Below are 20,651 nucleotides of genomic sequence, written 5' to 3' on the forward strand. Positions count from 1 at the left end.
GGGCCCGCGATGACGGTGAACGACTATCAGATCAGGAGTGCATAAATGGACAGCAATCAGGCGTTGTTAAATAAATTATCTTTGGGAGATTACTCCCTCGATCGCCATGGCGACCGCAAGGACAATTATTTGCCACCAGAACAGGCAATTGAGTCCAATACCCGCATCGATGTGAAAGGTATTCGTGAAGCCATTGCGCGGGTAGAGGCTGAAGCCAGAGCCACAGTAGCAGCCGAAACCCGGTTGAAAGCGGAGTCACAAGCCAGGGCGCTGGCAGAAACCAGGGCGCAGGCAGAAGCAGAATCCGCCGAACTGGCTCAGCGCAAACTGGCACTGGAACAAGAAGCCGTCGCCGGTACGCAGGCAAAATTGATGGCAGAGCGCCAGTCCCGTGCTGCCAGCGAAGCCAGAATTGCTGCCACTGCTGAAGAAACCAGAAATTTGCAAGAGCGCACACTGATAGAGTCACGGGCCCGTGAACAATCAGAACAACGCGCCAAACTCGAACAACAAGCCATAGAAAACGCCGAGCACCAGTTCAAGGCAGAGTCAGAACTGGCATCGCAAGCCCATGCAGAAGCAGAAAAACTGGCAACGCAAACTGCCAATGCCCGCAGCTGGGCAGCAGAACGTTTTGCCGCATCACAATCTGCACGCCAGCAGGCAGAAGAACGCGCCCGTGCCGATGCCCGTATCACGGAACTGGCCCGCGAACGCGAAAAACGCGACCGCGAAGCCCGTGAAACCGCAGAAATGCTGGCCAAAGTCCGCAGTGAATCCCTGCAAATCAGCAAAGAACGTGACCAGGCCGAAGCCATGGCACTGGAATATGCCATCAACCGCGCCCCGGCAGAATTGCGCGCCCGTGAAGATGCACTGGCACGCGTCGCCCTGGAGCAAGGTCAAGAGGCAATCGCCCAGGCCAGGATGGAGTCTGAAAGAAAGGCAGCAGAAGCCATACAATTGCGCATGCAGTCAGAAGAAGACTTGCGCATCGCTGCCAATAAACGCGAACAGGCCGAAAAAATAGCTGCCGCAACAGCCCAGGCCCGTCGCGAAGCAGAAGACAAAATCCGCATGGTGACTGAGTCCCGCATCCGCGCAGAGCGCGAACTGCAATCCACCGCCATGACGCGCATAGAAAACGAGCAGCAAGCCGATATGCAAGCCCGGGCAAGGCAGGGCGCAGAAGCCGCTTTGGCAGAAGAAGCCCGTCAACGCCGTCTCGCCGAGCAAGAAGCTGCTGACAATGCTCGTCAACGCGTCATCGAAGAACACCGTGCTGCCACATTGGCCAAAGAACGTGTAGAAATCGAAAAGCAGGCTGTACAAGATGCCCGCGAAAAAGCCGATTCTGAACAACAAGCCCTGAGCGCCAGCGCTTTTCAGGCTGAGTTATTGAAACGCGCCAATCTGGCAGCCGCCGACAAAGCCAAAAAAGCCCAGGAATTGATGGTAGCTGAAAAAATGCGCGTCGCTGCAGAGCAAAAAGCTGCCGCTGCCTTGCAAGAAAAATTGACCGCTGAACGCAAAATGACAGAAGAAGCTGAGGCTTTGGCCAAAGCAGATCTATCCCATGCAGAACTTTTGCGCATGCATGAACAGGCGGAACATGCACGTCGTGTAGCGCAGGAATCTGAATGTGTGGCAGAAAAACTGAGTCTGGAAAAAACCATGGAGCAGGTGGAATTGCAGCAAAAAATGGCCGCAGCCGCTGCCAGGAAAAATCAAGATGCCAGCGAACTTCTGCGCGTCCAACAGCAACGCACTAATGATGAGGTGAAAGCGATGGAACTTCAGGAAGAAAAACTACAGGCAGAACGTCGCCGTGCCAATGCAGTGCAACAAGTGCTGAAGGCAACTCAGGAGAAACTGCAATTCGAACAAGCCGCCCAGCAAGAAGCTGAAGCCAGGCTGCGTGCCGAAGAAGAATCCAAGGCAATTGCCGCAGCCAGGGAACAAGCTGAACGCGAAGAAAGACTGGCACTGGAAGCTACACTCGATGCAGAAAAAACGACTCTGGAACAAACCGAGCTGCAAAAAGATGCGCAATGCAAGGCAGCCAAGGTCGCTTTGCTGATTAGCCATCAAGCCACAGAAATGGCGCGCGCAGAACAAATGCATCTGGAAGCAGAAAAGCAAGCTGCCAGAGCTGCACAAGAAAAACTGGAAGCAGAAAAACAAGCCGCTGAGCAAGTTATCGCTCGCGCCCATGCTGACCGTGAACACACGAGTGTTTTGAATGCACGTCAGCAGCAAGAAGTAGAAACCCGTGCAGCGCGCCAGGCCATGATCGCCGCAGAACAAGCACGTCTGCAAAAAATGCAGGAGCATGCCGATCTGCAAAAACAATCTGCAGTCTTGGCACAAACCAAGGCTGTTGAGGCTGAGGAGTTGGGTAAAACTTTGCGCTTGCGTGCAGAGTCTGAACAAAGAGCCTTGAGCCTGGTCCAGCAAAAACTGGAAGCAGAAAAACGCCTGACCGTAGAATTGCAAGCCAAGGCAGTAGTAGAGCAAGAACAACGCGACCAGCATCTGGCTCGCCTGCAATCTGAGCAAGCTTTGCGTGTTGCCATGGAAAGCAAAGTAGCGGAAGAAAAAAAACTGCTGGAACAAAACAATCAGCAAGCCAAGGCTGAACAGCAAGCAGCCACAGCTGCAGCAGCCCGGGTAAAAGCTGCAAGCCAGTTGGCTCAGCTGGAACAAGGAAAAGCAAAGTCGCAGCAACAGGCAGCCCAGGCACTGGAAGAACAAGCCAGACTGGAAAAACAAAAAGCTGAAGCGGCTGAGCTGGAAGCAAAAGCAATTGCCGAAAAACTGGCTGCAGAAAAAATTGCGACTGAAGCTGCTACGGCCAGGGCAAAAGCAGAGCAGCAACATGCACAGGCCGCAGCCGTCAGGGCCAGGGCAGAGCAAGAAGCTAGTGAGCTGACAGCCGCCAAACTGCAAGCTGAACAAGCATTGCAAATCCAGGCGCAAGCCTATGCTGCCAGTCAGCATAAAGCGCATGAGCTGGTGGTCGAAAAAAACAAAAAAGTTGCTGAGCTTGACGCTGTCTTGCAACAACGCTTGGCAGATGATCAGGCTTTGGTGGATACCACGACAGCCAAATTGCTGGCTGAACAAGAAGCGCATGAAGACGTGCAAAGCCGTTTGTCCAGCGAAACCGAAGCGCAACAGTTTGCTGAAGCGCGCGCCCGCGCAGAAAAAATCATCCTCGCCGCAACTGAAGCAACACTGGCGTCAGAAAAAGCCCTGTTCCAGGAACTGGCTGCCCATGCTGATGCACAAAGCCTTATGGCAGAGTTGCTGGCACAACGTCTGCAACAAGAGCAAGAATTGCTGGCTGCACAACAGCAACGTGTCGCTGCTGAGCAAGCCGTACTGAACAGCCTGACAGCCAAACAACAGGCAGAGTTGGCAGCTACCGCAGAAGCAGAAGCGCGTCTGGTGGCTGAACAAGCGCAACATAAATTGATCACTGAGCGCCAGGCTGCTGAAGCACAAGCACGTGAACTGGCAGAAAAATTCAACGAAACCGAAAAGCAATGGCTGGCACAAGCAGCTCAGGAAGCACTGATCAAACGCCAGGCCGCCGTCGCACTGGAAGAAAAAACTGCCTTGTTGCTGGAGTTGAGCCGTGCCAGCCAGGAAAAAATCGCTGTTGAACAACAAATCAGTGCTGAGCTGAAAACCAAGCTGGAACAAGAAGAATCCGCAGAAATCACCCTGCAAGCCAAGTTGTCCATAGAACGTGAATTTGCGGAAGCTGCAAGTGTACGTGCCTATAAAGAGCAAGAGGCACTGGAAGCTACCTTGCGTCTGGCCAATGCTGAACAGGCATTGCTGGCACGTTCTGCGGAACATGCAGAAGCAAAGCGTCTGGCAGCAGAAGCAACAGAAACAAGATTGCGCGAAGCAGAAGCTCTGACCATGACTGAAAACCAGCGCGCTTCCACTGAACTTGAAGCACTGAGCCTGGTACAGCAAAAATTGGCGGTCGAACAAAAAGCAGCGCAAGAAGCAGAACAACGCAAACTGGCTGAGCAAGAATACCTGAGCCTGTGCGAAATTCGCGCTAATGCAGAGCAAGATGCCAATGTCGCCATACAGGCCAGATTGCAAAGCGAAAAAGAAGCAACTGAACTGGCCCATGCACTGGCAATATCCGAGCAACAAGCCACTGAAGCTGCTCAGACTCGTGCTGAAGAATTGTTTATCCTGCAACAAGCCGAGCAACAACGTGCAGAGCTGGCACAACGCGAGATCATCACCATCCAGCAGCAAAAGCAGATGGAGATCGATAGCCTGCAAATGACGCAAGATGCCTTGCGCCTCATAGAAGAAAAGATGGAGGCAGAGCGCCTGGTTATTACGGCGACAGAAGAACGCGTACGTCTGGAAGCAGAACTGGCAGAACAAAGCAAGCAACGCGCAGAACAACTGCTGATCGCTAATGCGCTGGAACAGGAAAAGCTGGCGCTGGAGCGTGAGATTGCGGAAGCCACAGCGCTGCAAATCGCTGCCGATGAACAAGCACTGCCAGAATTGCGCGCCAAATTGCTGGAAGAAAGCCAGCTTGAAACCCTGGAAGCGCAAAGACTGGAAAGAGAACAAGCTCTGGCTACAGCCATAGCCGCACGTGTTGAAGAAGAAAACACACTGCTGGCCCACGCCGAGCAAGCCTTGGCTGCAGAAGCAGAATTGAAAGCCGAATTTGCATTGAAACTGCAAGTCGCTGAAACACAAAGACTGGAACAAGAGCAGGCTTTGGCCGCCAGCTTTGCAGCACGTGCAGAGAAAGAGAATAACTTGCTGGCACAAGCTCAACAAGCCCTGGCAGTAGAGACAGTACTGCAAGCTGAGCTGGCATCCAAACTGGAAGCGGCTGCAGCACAAAGACTGGAGAAAGAGCAGGCGCTCAATGCAGCTATCGCCAAACGCATGGAAGAGCAAAGTACTCTGCAAGCCAAACTCGAAGAGCAATTGTCCCTCGAAGCAGCACTGCAAGTCGAACTGCAACAACAATTGATCGCTGTTGAAACGCAAACTCAGCAAAAACAACAGGCATTGGCAGATGTAGCAGCAAAACGTATCGCAGACGAAAAAGCCTTGCAGGCGCAGCTGGAAAAACAAGCTGCTGATGAAGCAGAACTGCAAGCCATGTTGCAACAACGTGCTGAGCAACAGGCTGCTGCCCAGGCATTCATAGAGCAAGCCCTGGCATCAGCCAGGGAATGGCAGGAACAAAACAGGCTAGTCATAGAGCAACAGCAACAAGAATTGCAAGCTGAAGCAGAAATGGCAAAACAAACGCTGGAAGCTGAACATCAGGAAGCAGAGCAATTGGCACAAGCCTTGATCACAAAATTGCTCAGCAATAGGCAAACTTCAGAAGAATGGCGTCAACAGGTTGAGCAAATGCTGGCGGCGGCACCAATTTCTGTGGCTTATGATGCGGCAGTTCAGCAAGATGAAGTGCAAAAACGCTTCCGCCTGCGCCCATCTGTCATTGCTGGTTTATTGTTGTGTGCTGGTATTGCAGGTTTCGCTGGTTTCAGCGGTTTTAATTTGAACGGTACTGCTGCCTCCCGCACTGTAACGCAAAAAACAGCAGCGCTGGAGCAAGTAATGCCAGTGCAAAAAGTGGATACTGGTTTGCATATGAGCTACGAATTGACTGCGCCAGTTGCAACTACACCGGCTCAGGCAGAAGAGGGTAGTAAGACTGCGATGCAATTGGCCTTGGCGAGTAGTCGTTAAACCGCTGGCTTGTTTTTGATATCAAGTGAACTGAATCCGCGCAAAATTGCGCGGATTTTTTTTATGAATATGCCATAGCTATGGCACAAGATTTAGTGTGTTGTGCTTGAGAAAGGCGAGACCAGGATGTTTGGCACTGGCGTGGAAACCAGTTTTTGAGCTGGCGAAACTGCACTGAAGCCAGAAAAGCTTGGGAAATAAGCTTTATAACTAATGCCATTGGCAATTTCCGGAGCGACTCTGGCGATATTTTCGGGACTTTCGGTAAAGGTAGTCAGCAGTTTTTCACGAGACTGCCTTTTTTTTAAGGTATCGACCCAAAAATTTATATCGCCAGTTGATCCAGTTCTACGCAAAACATTTGAATACAGTAGTTTGATAAATTGAGTGTCGTCGAGATTACTACCGTATTTTTTAAACTCTGTGCTAGAGATTAACTGCGCTGCAATTGCTTCCAGCGTTGCACCGTCTTCGCTTTGTTTGATCCAGAATCCTGTCCCACCTGCATCAGGCACACGATTGAATGCGCCATTGATGAGTCTATAAATCTTGCCAGCAGTGCCATTGAGGTCAAAAGCAAGGGTAGCATCCGTGAATTTGATACGAGCGGTTTGGTTCGCATCAAAATTAAAAATCTTGCCGTCGCTATTGCTGCTTACTGCATAGCCGCTGGCTGTTTTACTGATAGCATAATTGCTCTTTACCGCATTGAAAATGCCATATTCATTCATAGGTTTGGCGAGACTGGCCAGTTGTAGCATGGTGCTTCTGACCTCTTCGCGGCTACCGACGATGACATAGGAAATGAAGCTGTAGTTGCCGACCGGATTATCGTAACGAAACACATTATTCCATTTGACAGAATCTCCACTGGCATAGCGCCAGCGGCCATAGCCTGCCGCTTGATAATCCGGATGTGCCTTGACGTCTTGCGGGAGGTCTGGAGAATAGATTCCCATGGCATAGTTCCCATCCGCAGATGAAAAAACGATAGGCTTGTTTTGTTCTGCATTACCATCAGTCAGTGCTCGCAAAGTTGTTTCGCCAGCTTTGACATCCAGGCTCCAGAATTGACTGAAGTCTGTTTTGGGCATATAAGCAGTCAAGACTTCAAACTGACCTAGCGTATGTGCTTCATTACTTGCCAGGACAAAGGTGTTTTCATATTGAATGACATTGGACAAACCAAATGCACCTAAAGTCACTCGTTTGCTCAGAAGATGATTCGAAACCTTTTTGTGCGACATCCAGTCAAAGGCATTGTTATATAAAGGGTGATGCCAAAAAGCCATGCGGGTGGTGGTTTCCAGCACATTGCCTTTGGCTGCAATGTTGAGCAAAACACTGCTGCTAACTTGTACATCTGTCCTGCTATTACCTTCAAAGTCAGCCCCGGCTTCCGTCGGATTATAGGCTTCACCCTTGCCATCAAAACTCAATGCGGATTGCAGCTGGCGGCCATGATCGCTGTCGTTGATGAATTCTTTTCCCTTCCACATCAGGGAGCAAATCGCGCCTGCGTCGTAGCCGCAAGTTTTCAGCGTCAGCAATGATGATCCTGCCATGGCACTGATCTTGGTATCTCCAAAGGCACCTCCCCAATATGCTGGGGTGTCAGCATGTGCCAGGCTGGCAAATGCCGTCATGCCAGCAATTGCCGTTGCCAGTATGGTTTTATGATATTTTTTTCTCGCGTAAATTGAGGCTAATTTCCTGGTATTGATTTTTTCAAACATTTTTTACCCTGATATGATTGGCCGTAATGGCTGGATTTGTCTACGTAAGATGCTGTCTAAATTGCATCTGAGTGAGATGGTAAATCAAAAAATATTGGGAAAAAATTTACTAATAAATTCTTTTTTGTTAATGAATTTTGCCAGTAATAAAGTCATTATCAGATCGGGGCTTCGTCGGACTTGGTATCACTAATTTAGCAGCTAGCGTGCGGCAGGAGTTGCCGAAGTATTGACGAGAAGTAGGTGCAGGCAGTTTTTACATATGCCTATTGATAAACCTGGATGCATTCAGGAGTAAAACAATTTTTGCTAATGCATCACCTTAATAGAAAAGACCTGGGCAAGCCCAGGTCTCAGCATGTCTTTTATCATGGGTAATGACGAAAATATTGACAGGATCAAGCAGCAATCTTGTGCTCAGCCCAGTGGTAATCTATAGCCGCACTTGGAATGCCGACAGAATTGGTATTTTCTGACGACATGCTGATGTGACGTATATATTCTCCTGTGGCTTGTCTTTGTCTCAGATCATCAGCAAATTTGAGGGCGGCAATCATGTCGCCAGTATCAAATTCCCTGCAATGAGACATTTTTATTTGCTTGTGGATCTCTATCCAGAATACAGCAAACATGTTTACCTCCCTTCCTTGAAATTAAAAAAATAGCTGGGGAATCCCCCTGAATTTTGCTTGCCCTGACTTGGATGAGCCTGAACAAGTTGAATCGAATTAATATTGTGTACGGCTTATACTGGTGTTTCCGTGGCCTTAATGCTGGCCACGACCGCTTGCGCGGGTTTCACTGCTGGGTCTGTGCTTATTATTTATAAAAGCAGCAGACAATAAAACAAAAAATCAAACAAAAAGCCCGGAGCTTTTTAGGGCATCCGGGCTTTTCAGCTTGAGGTGGGGAGGAGCTGTTTTAACTTGCTCCTGCTACCTGAAGGGCTGGCCTTCGGATGCGGTGATACGGATTAGGATTAAACGTAAAATTAACTGGGTTGGACTGCTCGTTACGTGTGCTCACATGCTTGACGACTGTACGAATAATGCTGGTTCTATCTACACGTTTGTATGTTGTGACAGATGCCTTTGCCAGGTTTGTTCTGGCATCAACATAGTTCAATCCCGCCACTGCCTTGGCCGACAATGCTGACAGCAAGCCCTGTGCGGTTAAGCACATGTCTTGTTGCAGTTGTGGGAGCCAGGTAGTTTTCACGTATCGTCCTAAATTAAAAATGTTTATAAGTCTTGCCAAAATCTATGAATTGATCTTGCCACAGCTTTTCAAAAAAATCCAGCATGGCGTGAAGAAAATTCAATATTTGATGTTGTTTTTATGCGGCGACCGCAAAAATTGCTTATATCCTGTATCATCGCAGCCGTTGCCTGATGTTCACTCATCGCCATTACCAACCTAGTAATATTAATTTCCCCATGTCCGGACATAAAATAAAAGCCGAACTCAGAATCCGTGAGTTGATGGTTGAAAACAAGATACGTTCGGTTTCTGCCTTGCACCGCCTGCTAATCGCCAGACGTGTGACGGTATCGCATTCTCAATTGTTGCGCATTGTCGATAATAAGGCCGAGCACTGGAAGGTTGAATTTATCGAAGCCTTTGCCGAGTTGTTTAACTGTTCTGTGCAAGACCTGTTTCGCTTTGAAAGTATTCCTGTCACTGAAGCTGAGGCCGATACACCCGCGTGAAAATGTTTGTCTTACAGGCTTGATGCATCTCAAATAACTGTTCATGCAGCCGTCACAATTTTGCGTTATAGTGTCTCTAGCTGCTGTACATACAACCGATATGTATGACGGTAGTGAGGTGTGCTTGGTTCGCATATAAGCGAGCTGGCCACCGTCCAGAATGATAAAAAATGCGGAACCGTGTATACGGTCCCGCATTTTTTTATTTATTTTTGAGATAGATGTTTTTCTCTATATGCGCCTGGGCTCACACCTGTCCATTCCTTGAAGGCGTGATTGAATGCACTTTGCTCCTGATATCCAAGCAGGAAAGCAATGTCTGCCAGACTGAAGCCAGTTTGCTGTAAATAATCAGTGGCCATGTCTTTTCTGGTTTGGTCCAGAATTTGCTGGAAGCTGATGCCTGCTTCGCTCAATTTACGCTGCAGGGTGCGCTGGCTCAATAATAACTCTTGCGCGATCAGGGGCAATCTTGCCTGGTCTTGCGCTAAAGTATTGCAGATAGCTGCCCGGACCTGGGCGACGATACCACCATCTTGTTGTGCCCGCTGTTTTTGCTTGAGTAATTGCTCAGCATGATGCTGCAAAACCGGGTACATACTGACATCGGCATTGGGCACGGGCCAACTCAGCAAAGCAGTCGGAAAACGGGCACAGTTGAGCTTTGCGTCAAAATGGACTTCCTTGCCAAACAAACGATGATGTTCGCGTAAATCATCTGGCGCAGCATGCCTGAAATAAACCGGCGCATCGGGCAAGGTGGTGCCAGCAAACCAGTTTCCAAAAACGCGTATGCCTGCGAACACGCTTTCCACCAGGTGCCTGTTCGCTTGTGGGAACTGGCTATGCCATTGATATTCTGTGATCTCATTATCGACGACCAGGGCCGAGCGCCCGAGATCATGGGCCAGGACTTCATAGCGCATGGTTTGCTGGAAAGCCTGTTCAAAGTCCCGGCAACTCATGAGTATCATGCCATACACATTATAGGTGCCAAGTTTAACCCTTTCGCCTACATGCAAACCAAACTGCGGGTCATGGCTGAGCTCTGCGCCAGCATCAAGCAAATGTACATAGTCGGTCGCGGCTATGCTTTCTTGTCGCATGCTCAGTGCATCATCAGCCATACCTGCTCTGGCTGCCAGCGTATGTAAATTCACGCCACGCTCATTCACCAGTTCAAGCAAGGGTTGCAGGTAGGCTGCAGCTACCCGTCCAGCGTTGCGGCCGCCTGCGACTGAAGCAGTATGTGAATTTGGCATATTAAAACAAGAACCTTGTCATGAAAGCGCAATACCTGGAGATGACACTTGATTAAGCTGTAAGTCAATTGGTGAGTATACAAGTTTGAGCTTAATTCAGGGATAGAAAAAATGCGACGTTGGAATGGTTGGGGTGATGACAGTATTACTTATGCGATCAATGCAGATGCTTTGGCGTTTTTGCAAACACGTATAGGGCAGGGCTTGCCGCCAACTGATGCAGAACTGGATCAGGTATGCAGGCAGGTGCCAGTCAGTCGTTTGCCAGCAAATGACTTGATAGACACGGCTGCCCTGGGGCGTGTCAGACATAGCCTGGGCCAGAGTCTGCCAGACTGGCTGAAAATGCGTTTTGGCAAGATCAGTCACTTTCCTGATGGCGTGGCTTACCCTGAAAGCGCTGAGGATGTGCGAGGCTTGCTGGATTATGCCGCGCTACACGATGTAGCCTTGATACCGTATGGTGGTGGTACCAGCGTGGTCGGGCACCTGGCGGTCACTGAGAGTGCGCGACCGGTCTTGTCAGTAGACATGTCACGCATGTCGCAATTGCTGAATCTGGATAAAGAGGCGCAACTGGCAACTTTTGGTGCAGGTGTCTTCGGTCCCGATCTGGAAGCACAATTGCGTGCCCACGGCTATACGCTGGGGCATTTCCCGCAATCCTTTGAGTATTCGACTTTGGGGGGCTGGGTGGTCACGCGTTCGTCCGGTCAACAGTCTCTACGTTATGGCAGGATAGAACAATTACTGGCCGGTGCCAGGATAGAGACACCGGCCGGGCGCCTGGATATACAAACCTTCCCGGCATCCGCTGCAGGGCCAGACTTGCGCGAGATCTTGCTGGGTTCAGAGGGGCGCATGGGGATACTGACTGAAGTCACCGTACGCATTACGCCTTTGCCCGCATGTGAAGAATTCCATGCGGTGTTTTTCCCGGATTGGGATGCTGCGCAAACTGCGGTGAGGGCTATCGCCCAGGCCAAACTCGGTTTATCGATGTTGCGGCTGTCAAATGCAACTGAAACCCTGACCAGCCTGGCATTGGCGGGCCACAAGAAATTGATAGGCTTGCTGGAATCCTATCTGCGTTTGCGCGATTGTGATGAGGGTAAATGCCTGTTACTGATAGGTGCAAGTGGTGAAAAATCCCAGGTACGTCATGCCATCAGGTCTGCACTGAAAATCTCTGGCCACTATAAAGGTGTAAGCGTAGGCAAGACGATGGGTGAGAAATGGAAGCAAGGGCGTTTCAGGAATGTCTATCTGCGCAATAGCGCCTGGCAGCAAGGTTATGCAATAGACACAGTAGAGACTGCCTGTGACTGGCCCAGGGTTAAGACCATGATGCTGGGTATGGAAGAGGCAGGCAAGGTTGCCATGGATAATGAGAATGAGCAGGTGCATGCTTATACGCATTTGTCTCATTTATATGGGCAAGGCGCCAGCGTCTACTCCACCTTTGTATATCGCCTGACTGGCAATTATGAACAAGACCATGCACGCTGGCGTAAGCTCAAGTCTGCCGTGTCGGCTGCCATTGTTGCCAATGGCGGCACGATCAGTCACCAGCATGGCGTGGGTAGCGATCATGCACCTTACCTGCAAGCGGAAAAAGGCAGCCTGGGGATATCCAGCATACGCCACCTGTTCAGGCACTTTGATCCGCAAGGCATCATGAATCCAGGTAAATTATTACCTGCGGAAGATAAGCTATGAAGTGGCCCAGCTCACGTGCTGACTTGCTGAGCATGCTTGCTGAGAATAAGCAAACATGGGATATCATCGTGATCGGCGGTGGCATCACTGGCGCAGGGATTTTACTGGAAGCTGCCAGGCGTGGACTCAAGGTTTTGCTGGTTGAACAAAAGGATTTCGCCTGGGGTACATCGAGTCGCTCATCCAAACTTGTGCATGGTGGCTTGCGTTATATCAAGGAAGGTAAATTTTTCCTGACCCGGGATTCTGTACGCGAAAGGCAGCAATTGATGCAGTCTGCCGAGGGCCTGGTGGAACCGCAGAGTTTTGCCTTTGCCGATTATCAAGGGCGTAAGCCTGGGCGCTGGCTGTTTGCAGTGGGTTTGATCATCTATGATTTTCTGGCTGGTTTGCGTGGCAAGCATTATTTTTCGGCGCAGGATTTCCAGATGCTGGCACCGCATATACCTGCGGCTGATTTGAAAGGTGGTTCATGCTATCTGGATGCCAAGACTGACGATGCACGTCTGGTGCTCAGGGTTTTACAAGAAGCACGTGGAGCTGGTGCGACCGCACTGAATTATCTTGCCGTAACAAAGCTCAACTATGAAGATGGACAGGCCAGTGCTGTGGTTTTGCAAGATGCACTGAATGAGCAAAGCTATCAGGTCAAGGCAAAAGTCATCATCAATGCAACAGGTGCCTGGGCAGATGGCTTGCGTCAGCAACAGGGGGCGAGCGCAAGATTGCGCCCCTTGCGTGGCAGCCACTTGCTATTTCCAGGCTGGCGCCTGCCAGTGGCGCAGGCAGTCAGCCTCATGCATCCACGCGATGGTCGCCCGGTATTTGTCTATCCCTGGGAAGGCGTCAGCCTGGTTGGGACCACCGATGTTGATCATGGTGCCGACATGCAAAAAGAGGTAGCGATCACTGTAGAAGAAGTTGCTTATTTGATGGAAGCCATGGATTTTCAATTCCCGCAATTGCAACTCAGGCAGGAAGACGTCATTGCCAGTTATGCAGGTATCAGGCCTGTGATCGATACTGGCAAGGCTGATCCATCCAAGGAGGGGCGTGATCATGCCATATGGCTGGAAAAAGGCTTGCTGACAGTTACTGGCGGTAAGTTAACGACTTTCAGACTGATAGCGCAAGATGCCTTGAAACACATCAGCCATTTATTCCCTGATCATCAGCCTGATCATAAAGTGAGCAAACTGTTTGCTCAGCCTGCAGATTTGTCGCAAGAGTATCAACTCAATCAGACACAAAAATCCCGGTTGCAAGGTCATTATGGCGAGTCTGCTGCTGAAATAGTCAAGATAGCCCAAGCCGGGGAGTTGGATACCATACCGGGGACATTGACCATGTGGGTAGAATTACGCTGGGCAGCGCGTAGCGAAGCGGTCGAACACCTGGAAGACTTGTTGTTACGTCGTACCCGCCTGGGCTTGTTGTCGCGCCGGGGTGGACTGGCTTTGTTGCCACGTATCAGGGCAATCTGCCAGCCTGAATTACAATGGACCGACGAGCGTTGGGAAAATGAACAGGCAAGTTATCTGCAATTGTGGAACAGGTATTATGCTTTGCCATCGTCCCAACACCAGCCTGAATAATCACGAGAAATAATACATGTCCAAACAATATATTCTCTCCATAGACAATGGCACCCAAAGCGTGCGGGCTATCCTGTTTGATTTGCGTGGCAATATCGTCGCCAAATCCCAGGTCCATCTGCAAGCTTATTTCTCAGATCATCCTGGCTGGGCTGAACATCATCCTGAAGATTACTGGCAGGCAGTGTGTACAGCCTGCCAGCGTTTATGGAATGAACATGGGATTTCACCAGCTACAGTACATGGTGTGGCCGTGACCACGCAACGTGGCACCATGATTAACCTGGATAAGGAGGGCCAGCCTTTGCGTCCAGCCATCACCTGGCTGGATCAAAGGCGTACCGACATAGTCCCACCCGTCAACGCACTATGGATGGCCGCCTTCAAACTGGCAGGCGTTGCCAGTACCATCAATTTTTTCCGTGGTGAGGCAGAAGCTAACTGGATCAAGGCACATCAACCCGATATCTGGGAGAAGACAGATAAATACCTAATGTTGTCTGGCTATCTGAATTACCGCCTGTGCGGCAATTTTATTGATTCCATAGGTTCGCAAGTTGGTTATCTGCCCTTTGATTACAAGGGTTTGAAATGGGCAGGCAAGCTGGACTGGAAATGGCAGGCTTTGGCGGTAAAAGCAGAATCCTTGCCGGAACTGGTGTCGCCAGGCACAGTGATGGGCCACATCAACCAGGCGGCTGAGGCAGCGACCGGCATATTGGCAGGCACACCTTTGCTGGCTGCGGCGGCGGATAAAGCTTGCGAAGTGATAGGGGCGGGCTGCCAGCAGCCTAACATAGGCTGCCTCAGTTATGGCACGACGGCCACGATTAATACCACCAGCAAAAAATATCTGGAAGTAACGCCCTTCATACCACCTTATCCGGCGGCGATACCCGGTTCCTATAGCACTGAGGTACAGATATTCCGTGGTTACTGGATGGTGAACTGGTTCAAGGAACAATTTGGTCACCATGAAAAACTACAAGCAGCAGAGCAGGGCGTATTACCGGAGGCTTTGTTTGATGAACTGGTGAACGCCGTACCACCAGGTTCCATGGGCTTGATGTTGCAACCTTACTGGTCGCCCGGTATCAAGGTGCCAGGCGCAGAAGCCAAGGGGGCTATTATTGGTTTTGGTGATGTACATACGCGTGCTCATATGTATCGTGCCATCCTGGAAGGGCTCGCTTACGCTCTGCGTGAAGGTAAGGAGCGCATAGAAAAACGCAGTGGAGTTGCCATTACTGAGTTGCGTATTTCCGGTGGCGGCTCACAAAGTGACGCTGCCATGCAACTGACTGCAGATATCTTTGGTTTGCCGACTTCACGTCCACATATCTATGAAACCTCGGGTCTTGGCGCTGCCATAGATGCGGCGGTGGGCTTGGGTTTGCATCCTAATTTCGATGTAGCCATCAAGGAAATGACGCGCATAGGAAAAACCTTTGAACCGATCACCCATCATCACCAGATCTACAATGAACTGTATCACCGCGTCTATCAAAAGATGTATGCTCGCCTGCAACCTTTATATAAAGAGATACAGCAAATTACTGGTTATCCGAAAATGCATTGACGCTGCATGATAATGCTAGGCCTGCTATGATCACCAGCATGAAGACACTGATCCTCTTGCCTGGCATGGATGGCACAGGCACACTGTATGAGCCCATGCGCAAAGCACTAGATGCAAAATGCAAGTTGACAGTGCTTAGCTACCCGACAGATCAAGCGCTGGGTTATGCAGAACTACAGGCCCTGGTTACAGCACAGTTACCAGTTGATGAAGACTATATCTTGATTGGTGAGTCATTCTCAGGTCCTATTGCCATCTCTATGGCAGCAACCCGGCCTCCAGGCTTAAAAGCGTTGATACTTTGTGCGACTTTTGCGCGCAATCCCTATCCTTTGCTGGCAGCGTCCAAATATATATTGCCATATTTGCCTGGCAGGCTGCCACCTTTAAGCCTGCTCAGCCATTTACTCCTGGGACGTTTTTCCAGCAAGGAATTGCGCGCGCAGTTGGCGAACGCCTTGGCGCAAGTGCAAGCTAGCTGTCTTAACGCACGCCTTCGTGCGGTGCTTGCTTGTGATGTGCGGGACAAACTCCATGCCATCAAAGTGCCTGTCCTTTATCTGCAAGCCACCCGTGACCGGCTGATACCTTTATCTGCGCTAACTCAAATCCACAACCAAATACCTGATATGGAAATCTGTCGATACGAGGCACCGCATTTTTTATTGCAAACAAGAGCAGAGGCAGTTATCAAGGACATTTTGGGATTTATTGCCAGTCATGAGCAGCAGTAGTCAAGAACATGTTCTGATGCTTATAATATAAGGCATGAACCCTAGTCCTGCCTCACCAGCTCAAGCCAATCCCAAGCCGAATACCCATATTTATCAGGCTGAATATGCAAGACGTCTGAATCGTGTTCTTGATCATATAGACCAGCATCTGGATGCTTCATTGGAGCTGGAGCGATTGGCCGAAATAGCCCATTTTTCCCGTTTTCATTTTCATCGGGTATTTGCTGCCTGGATGGGCGAGACCCTGGGTGATTATGCACGCAGGCGTCGTCTGGAAACTGCCGCCTGGCGACTGTGCTGTGATATGCAGGCTTCGATACTCGATATTGCCCTGGCTTACGGATTTGCTTCTGGTGAAGCATTTGCGCGTGCATTTAAAATCCGCTTTGATTGCACTCCTAGTCAATGGCGCGCAACCAGGGATGAGCGCAGGGTGGCTCAGGTATCGGGTGCTTATCAAAAAAGGGTCAGGCAAGACAGCAATCTGAGTCAGGTACTCAGCAATCCTGATCAGATGAATCTCAAGAATCTTTGCGAAGATGATGATTCCTATCAATCATTTCGAAAGAAACTTATGGAAGTAAATATCGTTCAATTACCTGCAGTGCATGTTGCTTATCAACGTTATATGGGACCTTATGGTGCAGGCGTTACAAAGTTCTGGGCCAATAAAGTGGCGCCCTGGATGCAAGCGTATGGTTTGCAAGATCAAATCTGTTATGGCATAGGCCACGATGATCCCAGCGTCACTGCGGCTGATAAATGTCGTTATGACGCCTGTATCACAGTACCAGAAAATTTTTCTCCTGGTACGCAGGCAAATATCAAGACTTTGCCTGGTGGTGCCTATGCTGTTGCAAAATTCAAGGGGCCAGCAACTGACATCAATGACGCTTGGATGTTGCTGATGCGTGAATATCTGCCAGCCAGTGGCATGCAATGTGATGACAGGCCATGTTTTGAACAATTCTCAGCGAATTCTGCTCTGGATCCACAGACAGGAATGTTTTCTTGCTTGCTGTGTGTACCAGTTAAAGCGTTGTAATAACGAGGGACAACCAGGGTTAAAATTATTTCACTGTAGCTTGAATTAATCCAGCAATACCGAGCCATCGGGGCCCCATTTTACTTTGGTAATCCCTGGCTCGGTTTCTTCCAGACGTTTTAATTCTTGTTCCTGGGGCGAGATCATCCCACGTTGTACCCGCAATTCATCTGCCAGTTTCTGGTCTTCCATGATTTGCTGACGGCGTACTGCGGCCAGTTGTATGGTTTCCAGCAATTCTTCCTGGTTCCATGGCTTCGCTATATAACGGAACACTTCTGCATCATTAATGGCCCCCAGTATGGTCTTGAATTCAGCGGAGGCACTGAGCATAAGGCGTATGGCACCTGGCTGCATTTCCTTGGCGATCGCCAGAAACTGTATGCCATTCATACCAGGCATGTGATAGTCAGAGACAATAAAATCGAAGGGAGTGTCGCTCAGGCGTTGTATTGCTTCTTGAGGGACATTAAACAATTCCATGGTCATTTCCAAGTCTTTTGCTATGCCTTTCAGGCTTCTTTGCAAGGCCAGTAAGACATTTTGCTCATCATCCAGCAATAAGATTCTATACATTATTTTCTCCTGTTACTGTGTATGCGTATGATCAATTTAGCACCTGCAGGCTGCTCGAACAATGCCAGTTTATCGATGACATGCTGGTCAAGCACATAGTCGGCAGGTAAGAGCAGCATACCTTCTTTGGAAATAACATCCGCAGAAAGTATCATGCCTACCTGTAATTGCTTGATGTCGATTTCTCTATCATCTATTTCTTCAGCCTGATTACTGATAATTTGTTTGAAAGCGTTGACGACTTTTTCATCATAGCGATTGCCAGCCCCACGTATGATCAAAGCCTGGGCATCTTCCATATGCACGCGTTTTTGTACCATGCTGCCATTTTGCAGATTGTCATAATCACTGGCCAATGACAATATGCGTGCACCTATGGGGATATTCTCACCGACCAGACCATCAGGAAAGCCCCGGCCATCAAAGCGTTCATGCTGGGCACGGATGATCTTTGCCGCGGCCTGCAAGTCTTGCAATGGCATCAGCAGTTCTTCGGCCCTCAGGGTGTGCTTGTGGAATTGCCCCAGTTGCTCGCCATGCATCTGGTTGACAGGTGTTGCCAGTAACTCGTCTGAAAAACCAATTTTTCCTATGTCTGCCAACAAGGCCGCAACGAAAATCTCTTGCGCTTCGCGGGTATCCAGATTAAGTTTCTTTGCGATTTTTCTGGAAAGGTCGGCAACGCGCCTGGAATGCCCAAGTAGTTTGCCACCACGCATTTCTATGACATTGGAAAACACTTTAATCGATGTCAGGAAACTGCTTTTCAATTTATCATTGACCTGCAACAGTGAAGCGTGCGCTTTTTTTAAGTCTGCTGTGCGTTCATCTACCTTGATTTCCAGGCTGGCATTGAGGGACTTCAGTTCTTCATTCTGACGTTGGGTTAATTCTTCCAGTCGCTTCTTCTCCAGTTCCAGTGCCTTGCGCTCCAGTGCTTGTTTGACGACCAATACAATATCGTTGTCATTCCATGGCTTGGTGATGTAGCGATAGATTTCTCCACGATTAATAGCGTCTATGGTGGACTGTATATCGGCATAGCCTGTAAGCAGGAGGCGTATGGTTTCAGGCCAGCGGGTTTTGACATGAGCCAGAAAGACTGCACCATCCATGACAGGCATGCGCATGTCGGAAATAACCAGATCGATACTTTCTTTTTCCAGTATGTCCAGACCTTCTTGTCCACCATTGGCAATGAAAATCTTGTAGGAGTGCTGCCTGAATAGCCTGCGCAATGAAGAAAGAATATTAGGCTCGTCGTCAACGAAGAGCAATGTCGGCATGTCTGTTGAGACTGACTCAGCACTCATTTGTTGCCACCATCATCCTCTATGGATTGATCTATATGCTTGATGGGCAAGCTGATGAGGAAACTGGTACCTATGCCGATATCACTATTGACTGTGATTTTGCCATGATGCTTTTGTATGATGCCATAAGAGAGGGAGAGACCTAATCCTGTGCCTTTACCTATTGATTTGGTGGTGAAGAAAGGATCGAATATGCGGTTGATAATTTCTTTTGGTATGCCACTACCGTTGTCAGACACTTCAATAAACACATGTTCGTCGTCACAACTGGTGCGTATGGTGATTTTACCGCGCTCTGCAGTAATAGCATGCGATGCATTGACCACCAGGTTCATGATGACCTGGTTGATTTGCGATGACAGGCATTCTACATCAGGGATTTTGCCATATTCCTTGATTACGTCAGCCTTGTACTTGATCTCGTTATTGACAATATTGAGAGTTGAATCTATTCCTACATGAATATTTGCCCATTGCCATTCTTGTTGCGAGTCCACGCGTGAGAAGTCCTTCAAGTCCTGGACTATTTTGCGTACTCTTTCTATACCTTCACGCGATTGCTGTACCAGTTCAGGAATGTCTTCCTTGAGAAAAGACAATTCCTTGTCTTCCTTTATTTCTATCAGCTCATTCTTGATGCTGGCAGATGCAATATGCGGTTCCGCCGATTCATAGGCCTGGATAATCGAGAACAAATCTTTGATATAGTTTTCCAGAGTGGCAAAGTTGGAAAAAATATAGCCTATGGGGTTATTGATTTCATGGGCGACGCCGGCAGCGAGCTGGCCTATGGATGCCAGTTTTTCAGATTGCAGTAATTGTTCTTGCGCCATCGATAATTTGGCATTGAGTTCAGTCAGCTCGGTATTTCTGCGTACTAACTCGCTTTCTACGGATTCTCTTTGCTTGATATCGGCTTCCAGCTTGCTATTGGTTTCAGCCAGTTGCAGAGTACGTTTCTTGACAAGGTTTTCCAGGTTGCTATGAGCTTGGCGCAAAGCATTTTCTGCATCATAACGCTCTGTGATGTCTTCCAGGGTTTCTATGGCGCCAACAATTTTTCCTTCCTTGTTGTGCAGTGGTGCTGCAGTAAAATGCAACCACAGGCCATGTTCATGCAAATCAGGAAAAAAATCGACAGCTTCATAAGCACCATGTATTAATTGAGACTGGGAGAATTTATTGTGATAAAACTTGTGAACTACGATGTCATCATGTCCTGACAAGACCAGGTCAGCTAATATGGGGCGGTTATCTCGATAAAAGGGTTTCCATTGATTGCGCGTCGAGATCATGCTGGCAGCGGAGTAACCCAGAACAAATTCACAAGCCTTGTTCCAATGCGTGATGACATGGTTGGAGTCTATGACGAAGGTGGGTACAGGACTACTATCCAGAAACTGTGCGAGTTCTATGCCCATTTTATTGAGTAGTGGCGTGTCAACTTTCGGCTTGTCTTGTTCCGCCTGGAACGCAGAAGTCTGGGCATCAACGGAGGTTGCCGCAGATGCTGCTACATTGCCATTCCCTGACAAGGAAAATTCTTTGTTCATTACTTCACCTGGTCCGCTATGTAATTCATATCCATGAATAACGTGCAATTTGTAGTCATGCAGGCTT

General features: G+C 49.1%; 14 protein-coding genes. 7 read left to right on the forward strand and 7 right to left on the reverse strand.

Translation table 11 applies throughout. The features are described 5' to 3' along the window. Positions 1–45: 45 nt before the first annotated feature. Positions 46–5,763 carry a hypothetical protein gene (locus ACO0LF_RS03975; RefSeq protein WP_423012099.1) on the forward strand — a complete coding sequence of 1,906 codons (5,718 nt, stop codon included), beginning with the start codon at positions 46–48 and terminating at the stop codon, positions 5,761–5,763. Between the two features lie 92 nt (positions 5,764–5,855). Here the strand turns inward: ACO0LF_RS03975 and ACO0LF_RS03980 are convergent, their stop codons facing one another. From ACO0LF_RS03980 to ACO0LF_RS03990, 3 genes are all read right to left on the reverse strand, one after another. Beyond that, positions 5,856–7,499, reverse strand: a complete 1,644-nt coding sequence (locus ACO0LF_RS03980) for a DUF4214 domain-containing protein (RefSeq protein ID WP_423012101.1) — start codon at positions 7,497–7,499, stop codon at positions 5,856–5,858. 398 nt (positions 7,500–7,897) lie between these two features. Continuing rightward, positions 7,898–8,131 carry a hypothetical protein gene (locus ACO0LF_RS03985; RefSeq protein ID WP_423012103.1) on the reverse strand — a complete coding sequence of 78 codons (234 nt, stop codon included), beginning with the start codon at positions 8,129–8,131 and terminating at the stop codon, positions 7,898–7,900. 289 nt (positions 8,132–8,420) lie between these two features. Further along, a complete protein-coding gene (locus ACO0LF_RS03990; RefSeq protein ID WP_423012105.1) occupies positions 8,421–8,717 on the reverse strand; it encodes a hypothetical protein in 297 nt (98 codons plus the stop codon). 218 nt (positions 8,718–8,935) lie between these two features. On the opposite strand from ACO0LF_RS03990, the gene ACO0LF_RS03995 reads away from it, so the two are divergent. After that, the gene (locus ACO0LF_RS03995) at positions 8,936–9,208 is read left to right on the forward strand and encodes a helix-turn-helix domain-containing protein (protein ID WP_423012107.1); all 273 of its coding nucleotides are present in this window, start codon (positions 8,936–8,938) and stop codon (positions 9,206–9,208) included. 206 nt (positions 9,209–9,414) lie between these two features. On the opposite strand, the gene ACO0LF_RS04000 is transcribed toward ACO0LF_RS03995, so the two are convergent. After that, positions 9,415–10,470 carry an AraC family transcriptional regulator gene (locus tag ACO0LF_RS04000; protein ID WP_423012109.1) on the reverse strand — a complete coding sequence of 352 codons (1,056 nt, stop codon included), beginning with the start codon at positions 10,468–10,470 and terminating at the stop codon, positions 9,415–9,417. A gap of 111 nt (positions 10,471–10,581) precedes the next feature. Between ACO0LF_RS04000 and ACO0LF_RS04005 the strand changes: the two genes are divergently transcribed. From ACO0LF_RS04005 to ACO0LF_RS04025, 5 genes are read left to right on the forward strand one after another with little or no spacing between them, the layout of a single operon-like run. Then, positions 10,582–12,189 carry an FAD-binding oxidoreductase gene (locus ACO0LF_RS04005; RefSeq protein ID WP_423012111.1) on the forward strand — a complete coding sequence of 536 codons (1,608 nt, stop codon included), beginning with the start codon at positions 10,582–10,584 and terminating at the stop codon, positions 12,187–12,189. Beyond that, positions 12,186–13,784 carry a glycerol-3-phosphate dehydrogenase/oxidase gene (locus ACO0LF_RS04010; RefSeq protein WP_423012113.1) on the forward strand — a complete coding sequence of 533 codons (1,599 nt, stop codon included), beginning with the start codon at positions 12,186–12,188 and terminating at the stop codon, positions 13,782–13,784. The genes ACO0LF_RS04005 and ACO0LF_RS04010 overlap by 4 nt, the downstream gene beginning before the upstream one ends. A 16-nt stretch (positions 13,785–13,800) precedes the next feature. Next, positions 13,801–15,363, forward strand: coding sequence for an FGGY-family carbohydrate kinase (locus ACO0LF_RS04015; RefSeq protein WP_423012115.1), 1,563 nt, complete (start codon positions 13,801–13,803; stop codon positions 15,361–15,363). Positions 15,364–15,401: 38 nt separating this feature from the next. After that, positions 15,402–16,097 carry an alpha/beta fold hydrolase gene (locus ACO0LF_RS04020; RefSeq protein ID WP_423012117.1) on the forward strand — a complete coding sequence of 232 codons (696 nt, stop codon included), beginning with the start codon at positions 15,402–15,404 and terminating at the stop codon, positions 16,095–16,097. 34 nt (positions 16,098–16,131) lie between these two features. Next, the gene (locus ACO0LF_RS04025) at positions 16,132–17,142 is read left to right on the forward strand and encodes an AraC family transcriptional regulator (protein WP_423012119.1); all 1,011 of its coding nucleotides are present in this window, start codon (positions 16,132–16,134) and stop codon (positions 17,140–17,142) included. Between the two features lie 45 nt (positions 17,143–17,187). Here ACO0LF_RS04025 and ACO0LF_RS04030 read toward each other — a convergent pair whose 3' ends face one another. The 3 genes from ACO0LF_RS04030 to ACO0LF_RS04040 are packed head-to-tail and all read right to left on the reverse strand — an operon-like array spanning position 17,188 to position 20,584. After that, positions 17,188–17,718, reverse strand: a complete 531-nt coding sequence (locus tag ACO0LF_RS04030) for a response regulator (protein ID WP_423012121.1) — start codon at positions 17,716–17,718, stop codon at positions 17,188–17,190. Beyond that, positions 17,718–19,031 (reverse strand): HD domain-containing phosphohydrolase, encoded by a 1,314-nt coding sequence (locus ACO0LF_RS04035; protein ID WP_423012123.1) that lies wholly within the window; start codon positions 19,029–19,031, stop codon positions 17,718–17,720. Before ACO0LF_RS04035 ends, ACO0LF_RS04030 begins: the two co-directional genes overlap by 1 nt. Beyond that, positions 19,028–20,584, reverse strand: a complete 1,557-nt coding sequence (locus ACO0LF_RS04040; protein ID WP_423012125.1) for an ATP-binding protein — start codon at positions 20,582–20,584, stop codon at positions 19,028–19,030. The genes ACO0LF_RS04035 and ACO0LF_RS04040 overlap by 4 nt, the downstream gene beginning before the upstream one ends. Positions 20,585–20,651 lie beyond the last annotated feature (67 nt).

This window comes from Undibacterium sp. Di27W (assembly GCF_049340345.1).
Classification (GTDB): domain Bacteria; phylum Pseudomonadota; class Gammaproteobacteria; order Burkholderiales; family Burkholderiaceae_D; genus Undibacterium.